General features: G+C 63.2%; 4 protein-coding genes. 1 reads left to right on the top strand and 3 read right to left on the bottom strand.

The annotated features are described in order from the left end of the window. A partial coding sequence (locus GGD53_RS31510; RefSeq protein ID WP_210303404.1) for a hypothetical protein occupies positions 1-189 on the top strand: 189 nt, incomplete at its 5' end. A gap of 67 nt (positions 190-256) precedes the next feature. On the opposite strand, the gene GGD53_RS30720 is transcribed toward GGD53_RS31510, so the two are convergent. The 3 genes from GGD53_RS30720 to GGD53_RS30710 all read right to left on the bottom strand — a co-directional run bounded on the left by GGD53_RS30720 (position 257) and on the right by GGD53_RS30710 (position 5,881). Beyond that, entirely contained in the window at positions 257-1,255 is a 999-nt protein-coding gene (locus GGD53_RS30720) for a flagellin (RefSeq protein WP_184460473.1), read from the bottom strand. 268 nt (positions 1,256-1,523) lie between these two features. After that, the gene (locus GGD53_RS30715; RefSeq protein ID WP_184460472.1) at positions 1,524-4,679 is read right to left on the bottom strand and encodes an efflux RND transporter permease subunit; all 3,156 of its coding nucleotides are present in this window, start codon (positions 4,677-4,679) and stop codon (positions 1,524-1,526) included. Beyond that, entirely contained in the window at positions 4,676-5,881 is a 1,206-nt protein-coding gene (locus tag GGD53_RS30710; RefSeq protein ID WP_184460471.1) for an efflux RND transporter periplasmic adaptor subunit, read from the bottom strand. Before GGD53_RS30710 ends, GGD53_RS30715 begins: the two co-directional genes overlap by 4 nt. Between the last annotated feature and the right edge of the window lie 119 nt (positions 5,882-6,000).

Genomic DNA, 6,000 nt, shown 5'->3' with positions numbered 1-6,000 from the left:
AGCCCAATCAACCGTTCGAGCGAAGACATGGCGACGGAGATGCTCGCTGAGGTACGAGTTCGAAACCCAAGGATGACACGCATCCCCGTCGCGCAACCCGTTTATACACCAACGGCAACGTACAAGGATGAGGCGGGGGAGAAGTCGCGGATTACCAACGGAAGACGCAGCGGAGGGCACAACAAATAGCCCTCATGGTGAGGAGGCCCAAGGGGCCGTCTCGAACCACGAGGGCGGGTGGCTGGATAATCAACTTTCAGAAATTCTGGAACAGCTGCCTGACCGTATCGTAAGTCGCATTGGCGATGTTCAACGATTGCAGGCCGAGCTGCTGTTGCGTCTGCAGCGCCCTGAGCCTGCTCGACTCCTCCTCCATATCGGCATCGACGAGCCGGCCGATGCCGGCGGTGATGTTGTCGTGCAGCTGGGTTGCGAAGTCGTTCTGCAGCTCGATTCGTTTTTCCAGCGCGCCGAAGGCCGAGCCGACCGTCGTCAGCTGCGTCAGCGCCGCGTCGACGACGCTGATCATCTGGCCGATCTGCCCTTCCGTCGTCGTTGACGAGAGCGAAATGACGACCTGGCCCGCCGTGGTGCCGTTTTTGCTGGTCATCAGCACGTAATTCTGCGCGGTCCCGAGTTCGGTGGCGAAATAGGACGAGGTCAGCACGCCGTATTCGCCCGAGCCGGTGGCCCGGTCGTCGATCAGGTAGCGCGCATCCTTGGAGGTCGTGGCACCGACAGGCGTGTTGTCGATATGGTAGCTCAGCATGCCCACCGAGACGGTGCCGTCGGCATTGCGGATGAAGGACGCCGGGATCTGGCGCGGCTGCGTCGGCGTGGCATCATTGTTGAGGATCACCCAGTTGTCGCTATTGAAGGTCGCCGATTCCGAAACGCTGCGCAGTTGCTCCTGCAGCTGCTTGAGCTCTTCGTTGATCTTGTTCTTGTCGACACCGTCCTCGGTGGCGGCGACGAGCTTGGCCTTGATCTCGGAGACGACGTCGATGACGTTCTGCACACCGGTATAGGCCGTGCCCATCGTCGCAGCCGCCATGCCGAGTGCATCCTGGACCGCCGAAATGGCCTTGTTGTCGGTGCGCGCGGTGGTGGCGATCGACCAATAGACGGCATTGTCGGCCGCTTTGGCGACACGCATGCCTGTCGTGATGTGGTTCTGCGTGACCGTCATATTGCGATTGATATCACGCAGCACATGGAGCGCCGCATCAACGGAGACGCGCTGATAAATACTCACGGAACAAGACTCCAAAAACACAACAGAACGCAACTGAACAGGGATGAACCTTCCGCACAGACACTCATGTCCGGGGGCGCTGGGTCTCCAGCGCATTGCCTTCAAGAAACGAAGAAGGCCAGTCGGTTCCTGGCCACGATCATTGCCGCTTATGCTTAAAAAACGGCTAATCTTCAGAGGAAATTTATCTTATTCCGCAAGACTTCATACACCATAAGAAACGCCGCCGAATGGCAATCCGGCGGCGTGTTCAACGCGGATGGAAGGCTTATTCGGCGGCCTGCAGCCGCTCCTCGTCGGGGGCGGCGCGCGGCCTCGTCGCGACCGACATCTCCTCGTGCAGGCGCGCCTCTTCATGGGCATGCGGCTTGGCGAAGCGGGCAAGCAGGAGATAGGCGACCGGCGTGATGAACAGCGTCACCAGCGTCGCAAAACCGAGGCCGCCGACGATCACCCAGCCGAGCGCCACGCGCGCTTCCGCACCCGCGCCATGGGCAAAGACCAGCGGCACGCCGCCGAGAATGGTGGCGATCATCGTCATCATCACCGGGCGAAGGCGCAGCGCGCAGGCTTTTTCGATCGAGGAGCGCACGTCCTCACCCCTGTCGCGCAGCTGATTGGCGAATTCGACGATCAGGATGCCGTTCTTCGCCATGACGCCGACGAGCAGCACCAAGCCGATCTGGCTGTAGATATTCAAGCTGGAGCCGGTGATGATCAAAGCGAAGACGGCGCAGGCAAGGCCGAGCGGCACCGTCGACATGATGATCACCGAGGAGAGCACGCTTTCGAACTGGGCGGCGAGAACCAGGAAGATGATGACGATGGCGAAGCCGAAGGTCAGCGCCATGCCATTCGAGTTCTCCTCCAAGGTCGCGGCTTCCGCAAGCGGCAGCAGACGCGCGCCGGGCGGCAAGATCGGCTCGGCGAGCGCAGTCACCTGTTTCACCGCATCGCCGAGCGACATGCCGTTCTTGAGGCCGGCGGTGATCGCGACAGAGGCGAGTTGCTGCTCGCGGTTCAGCTGCGGCGCGACCGATCCTTCCTTCATCGTGGCGATCACGGACATCGGAACGATCTTGCCGTCGCCGGTTTTCAGGAACACGTTTTCGAGATCTGTGGGATCGTCGATCGGCCGCGTCGTCGAGGTCAAAAGCACCGGATAGGATTCGCCGTCGACGAAGACATCGACCACCGATCGCCCTTCGAGCAGCGACTGGATCGCCGTCGAAAGTCCGGTGATGTCGATCCCGAGATCGGAGGCGCGCTCGCGATCGATCGCTACCGATACCTGCGCCTGACTGGGCTCGTTGGTCAGCCGCGGTGTATCATACTGGCCGGTGGCGTCGAGCGCCTGCACCAGCTTGGCGGCCGCCGCCGTCAGCGCCTCATGATCGTTGCCGATCAGCGCCATCTGCACGCCACTGCCGGCGCCGCGGATGCGCAGACTGTTGGAAGAGATGGCGTTGCCGCGCAGCGCCGGCACCTTCGCCGCCGCCTGGTTGATGTCGCCGACGATCTCCGCCTGCGTCCTCTGCCGCTCTCCCCAGGGAGCGAGCGTCAGCACCATGAAGCCGCTGTTCAGCGAACCGCCCTGGCCGGAGATCGAGAAGACGTTGCGGACGTCGCCGCTGTCGACCAGCGGCTGCAGATATTCCTCGACGCGCTGCATCTTGTCGCGGGTATATTCGAGGCTCGATCCCTGCGGCGTCGTCAGCCGCATCATCACCATCGATCGGTCCTCCTCCGGCGTCAGCTCGCTTTTGACCGTCGAGAAGGCGACGAGCGCGGCACCGGCGAAGATCACCGAAAAGAGGATAACGACGAATGGCGCGTTGAGGCAGCCGTGCAGCGCCCATTTGTAGAGGCTGGCGAAAGCCCCGCCGACGCGGCCGAGCGCACCGTGATCCTCGATCATCGGCTTCGTCAGCATGCGCGAAGCGAGCATCGGGCACAATGTCAGCGCCACGATCGACGACAGCCCGACCGAAAAGGCGAGCACGAAGCCGAATTCACGGAAGAGACCGCCGACCTGCCCCGGCAGGAAGGAGAGCGGGATGAAAACGGCCGCCAGCGTCGCGGTCGTGGCGATGACGGCGAAGAACACCTCGCGCGTGCCGAGCACGGCGGCCGCGCGCGGTCCCATGCCCTCGGCGCGCCGGCGCACGATGTTTTCGAGCACCACGATCGCGTCGTCGACGACGAGGCCGGTGGCCAGCACGATGGCGAGCAGCGTCAGAATGTTGATCGAGAAGCCGACCAGATAGATGGCAGCCAATGTCCCGATCAGCGCCACCGGCATGCTGACCGCCGGGATCAGTGTCGCCCGCCAGTCGCGCAGGAAGAGATAGATGACGGCGGTGACGATGACGGCGGCGAGCACCAGCGCCAGCACCACCTCATGGATTGCGCCTTGAATGAAGACGGCATCGTCGCTGGTGATGGCGATGGTCGTTCCCTCGGGCAGCGTCTTCGACAGCTGCTCGACGGCGGCCTTGATGCCGGTCGAGATATTCAGCGTATTCGACTGCGCCTGGCGGATGATGCCGAGGCCGATACCGGGCTTGCCGTTCGAGCGCAGCGCCGTTTCGCCGTCGCGCGGCCCGAGCGTCACCGTGGCGACGTCGCCGAGCCGGACGCGGTCCTGCAACATCACATTGGAGAAATCCGCCGGCGTCTGCAGGTTGGCAGTGGCGCGCACGACGATATCCTGCGTCGTGCTCTTCAGCGAACCGGCCGGAACGTCGAGCGCGGCATTGTCGAGCGCCTTGGTCAGGTCGCCGATGGTGAGCCCGCGGCTGGCGAGCGCGCCCTGGTCGACATCGACGCGGAAGACCTTCTCTTGGTCGCCATATTCCTCGACGTCGGCGACGCCATCGACGGAGGCGAGGCGATCGATCACCTCGTTCTCGACGAGCTGCGTCAGGTCGTCCATGTTGAGCTTGGTGGAGGTGACGGCAAGGCGCATGATCGCCGACGAATCCGAATCCGCCTTGACGATCTGCGGCGCATCGGCCTCGTCGGGCAGGTTCTGGGTGATGCGGCCGATCGCATCGCGCACGTCGTTGGCGGCGACCGCGAGATCGATCGCATCGGAGAATTCGAGCGTCACCCGGCTCTGACCGAAGGAAGAGGTCGAGGAGATCGACTTCAGGCCGCTGACGCGGGCGACCGCGCCTTCGATCACCTTGGTCAGTTCCTGGTCGATCGTCTGCGGCGAAGCGCCGTCGAAAGTGGTGCGCACGGTGACGACGGGACGGTCGACATCAGGCAGCTCCCGCACCTCGACGCCGACATAGGCCGCAAGACCGGCGACGACCATCAGCGTGTTGAACACCAGCGCCAGGATCGGCCGGCGAACGAAAAGCGCGGTGAAGCTCTGCTTGCCCGACGCTCGGTCCTGAGGCAGTTCGGTCACGCTCATTGGGTCGCGACCTCCCCGTTCGCGGCGACATCGGCACTGACACGCACCGCCCCGCCCTCACGCACGCGCTGCAGGCCCTGCGTCACGATCTTGTCGCCGTCCTTGAGGTCGGCTTTGACGAGAATGAAGTCGGGATTGCGCTGCACGATGCTCACCCGCACCTTGTGCGACTTGTCGTCGGTCACCTGCCACACGAAGGATCCTTGCGAATCCCACTGCACGGACTGCGGATCGACCGCCGGATATTTGTCGCCGGGGAATTTCATGCTGACGCCGAAGGACATGCCGGCGCGCAGCTCGTCGGAAGAGTTGTCAATCCGGGCGCGCAGGCGCAGCGTGCGGCTTGCCGCGTCGATACGGTTGTCGACCGCCTCGATCACGCCCGAAAACACCTGCCCGGGCTTTGCCACCGACATCGCCTCCACCGGCTGGTCGACCGCAACCGTATTGGAAAAACGCTCCGGCACCCAGAAGTCGACGAGGATTTCCGAACGATCGTCCAGTGTGACGATCGGCGTTGATGTCGTGACATTGTCGCCGATATTGACCGGCACGATGCCGACAATGCCGTCGATCGGCGCCGTGATGTTGCGCCGGGCGAGATTGAGCTCGGCGGCCTGAAGTTGCAGCCGCGCGCCCTGCTCGGCGATCTCGGAATCGAAGACGTCCATGCGCGACACGCTGGACTTGATGTTGTGATAGAGATTGGACTTCTCGACCGCCGCCTTCAGCGCCACATCCGCCTGGCCGCGCGCGATCACCTGCTCCTCGCTGTCGAGCTTGGCGAGTACCTGCCCGGCCTTCACCCTGTCGCCGGATTTGATGAGGATTTCGCGGATCGTTCCCGTGGCCTGCGGCGTCACCGCGACTGAACGGATCGCATCGCCCGTGCCGATGGCGTTCAGCCGGTCGTTGACGACGCCTTGAACGACGGCCTGCGTCGCGACAAGAATGGCGCTGTTGCGCCCGCCGCTGCGGCGGTTTTGACCCTGTCCCTGCCCTTGGCCCCGTTGCCCCTGCGCCCCGGCGGAAGCACCGGCATCGGCTGTTTCAGGAGCTTTAGGCGCGATCATGGAAATGAGGCTATCCGGAATGCCTGCATCGCGCATCCGATCGCCGGCGCCGGGCGCAAAGAAAACCCACGCGGCAAAACCGGCAATGATGACGATGAGCGAAAGTATAAACTGCTTCCAAAAGGCCATTCACGTCTCCGGAGGGACTCGAGGTTGGACCAGGGTCGGTCGAAAGAGGCGCTGCGGGATCAAGCTTCCCATCTGATGCGACAATATCGCGCGTTTACAGCTTACCGACAAGCATAAGC

The sequence above is a fragment of the Rhizobium aethiopicum genome, from assembly GCF_014197535.1.
Lineage (GTDB): Bacteria > Pseudomonadota > Alphaproteobacteria > Rhizobiales > Rhizobiaceae > Rhizobium > Rhizobium aethiopicum_A.
Note: the sequence above shows the minus strand (reverse complement) of the source record. Positions and strands in the feature narration are given on the sequence as shown.